This is a genomic window from Pseudomonas sp. HMWF006 (assembly GCF_003061205.1).
Lineage (GTDB): Bacteria > Pseudomonadota > Gammaproteobacteria > Pseudomonadales > Pseudomonadaceae > Aquipseudomonas > Aquipseudomonas monsensis.
The window spans coordinates 1-2,577 of record NZ_QAIU01000105.1 but is presented as its reverse complement, the minus strand read 5'-3'; the positions used below and the strand labels follow the sequence as shown (position 1 = coordinate 2,577).

At 59.9% G+C, this 2,577-nt stretch carries 2 protein-coding genes; both read left to right on the top strand.

The annotated features are described in order from the left end of the window. The first annotated feature begins 60 nt into the window (after positions 1–60). A complete protein-coding gene (locus tag DBR24_RS04035; protein WP_128613972.1) occupies positions 61–1,596 on the top strand; it encodes an inactive transglutaminase family protein in 1,536 nt (511 codons plus the stop codon). Further along, the coding region (locus DBR24_RS04030) for an alpha-L-glutamate ligase-like protein (RefSeq protein WP_128613970.1) at positions 1,596–2,577 on the top strand (982 nt) is incomplete at its 3' end. The genes DBR24_RS04035 and DBR24_RS04030, both read left to right, overlap by 1 nt.

Here is a 2,577-nt window from a genome sequence, read left to right as displayed (position 1 = left end):
TAAATACGCTGCCGGCAAACCCGCCTGCACCATCGCCGCTCATACCGCCGAGTAATTTCCATGCGTTCTCTAACCTTCCACCTGAAAATCCTGATCACCATTCTGGTGTTGCTGGGCGTTTCGGTTACGGCCTATCAGATTTTCGTGCTCGGGATTCCGGTGACCGAAGACGCCACCGACGACTTGTGGAACATCGACGCCAAGGTCGAGTTCGTCGCCAGCACCAAGGATCCGGTGAAGATCCAGATGTTCGTGCCGCCCCTGAGCCGCGACTACGTCAGCCTCAACGAAAGCTTCATCTCCAATAACTATGGCGTCGCCGTGAACCGCGTCGACGGCAACCGCAAGGTCACCTGGTCGGCGCGCCGGGCCAAGGGCAACCAGACCCTTTATTACCGTCTGGTCCTGACCAAGCGTTACACCGCCGAAAAATCCAAGATCAAAGGCCCGACCTTCCGCGACAGCATCGCCATCGAAGGCCCGGAAAAAATCGCCGCCGAAGCCCTGCTCGCACCGATCCGCCAGCACTCGGCCGACGTCGAAACCTTTATTGGCGAGGCGATCAAGCGGGTCAACAACGTCAACGACGACAACGTCAAACTGCTGCTGGCCGGCGACCCGTCGACGCCACACAAGGCGAAGATCGTCGAGTTGCTGCTGTCCATCGCCCACGTGCCGGTGGAAAAAGTCCACACCATCCGCCTCGTTGCCGATCAACCGCAAACCCCGGAACTGTGGCTGCGCAGCTTCAACGGCAACGACTGGCTGTACTTCAACCCGGAAACCGGCGAGCAAGGCCTGCCGACCGACCGTCTGCTGTGGTGGACCGGTGACGAGAACCTGATCACCGTCGACGGCGGCAAGAAAGCCAACGTGACCTTCAGCCTGAACAACAGCGAGATGAACGCGATTCGTCTGGCCAAGCTGACGGACGAAAACACCGACGCCAACTTCCTCGAATACTCGCTGTACGGCCTGCCGCTGCAGACTCAACAGACGTTCATGATCATGGTGATGATCCCGATCGGCGTGCTGGTGATCCTGATCCTGCGCAACCTGATCGGCCTGCAGACCCTCGGCACGTTCACCCCGGTGCTGATTGCCCTGGCCTTCCGCGAAACGCAGCTGGGCTTCGGCATTCTGCTGTTTACCGTGATCACCGCGCTGGGCCTGTCGTTACGTTCGTATCTGGAACACTTGAAGCTGCAAATGCTCCCGCGCCTGTCGGTGGTGCTGACCTTTGTCGTGGTGTTGATCGCGGCCATCAGCCTGTTCAGTCACAAGCTCGGCCTGGAGCGCGGCTTGTCTGTTGCGTTGTTCCCGATGGTGATTCTGACCATGACCATCGAACGCCTGTCGATCACCTGGGAAGAACGTGGCGCCAGCCATGCGATGAAAGTGGCGATCGGTACGTTGTTTGCCGCCTCGCTGGCACACCTGATCATGACCGTGCCGGAGCTGGTGTACTTCGTGTTCACCTTCCCGGCGATCCTGCTGATCATGGTCGGTTTCATGCTGGCGATGGGTCGCTATCGCGGCTACCGCCTGACTGAACTGGTGCGTTTCAAGGCATTCGTCAACAAGGCTGATCACTGATGTTCGGTTTCTGGAAGACCTGGAAGGCTCTGGAGGCGCGGGGCATCATGGGCATCAATCGGCGTAACGCCGACTACGTGCTCAAGTACAACAAGCGCAGCCTGTACCCGATCGTCGATGACAAGATCATCACCAAGGAGCGCGCCATCGCAGCCGGCATTCATGTGCCGGAGCTGTATGGCGTGATTTCCACCGAGAAGGAAATCGACAAGCTCGACGCGATCATCGGCGGGCACAACGACTTCGTGATCAAACCGGCCCAGGGTGCCGGCGGTGACGGCATCATCGTCATCGCCGACCGCTTCGAGGGCCGCTATCGCACGGTCTCGGGCAAGATCCTCGCCCACGAAGAACTCGAGCACCACATCTCGAGCATTCTCACCGGTCTGTATTCGCTGGGCGGTCACCGCGACCGTGCACTGATCGAATACCGAGTGACCCCGGATCAGATCTTCAAAAGCATCAGTTACGAAGGCGTGCCGGACATCCGCATCATCGTGCTGATGGGCTACCCGGTGATGGCCATGCTGCGCTTGCCGACCCGCCAGTCCGGCGGCAAGGCCAACCTGCATCAGGGCGCCATCGGCGTCGGTGTCGATCTGGCCACCGGCCTGACCCTGCGCGGCACTTGGCTGAACAACATCATCAACAAACACCCCGACACCACCAACGCGGTGGATGGCGTGCAACTGCCCTACTGGGACGGTTTCATGAAACTCGCCGCCGGCTGCTACGAGCTGTGCGGGCTGGGTTATATCGGTGTGGACATGGTGCTGGATCAGGAGAAAGGCCCGCTGATTCTGGAGCTGAACGCGCGGCCGGGGCTGAATATCCAGATCGCCAACGATTGCGGGCTGACCCAGCGTACGCATGCGGTCGAGGCGCACCTGGAAGCGCTGAAGGCGCGTGGGGTGACGGAGTCGGTTGAGGAACGAGTGGCGTTTACCCAGGAAATGTTTGGGCATATTCCTGCTGTGGAAG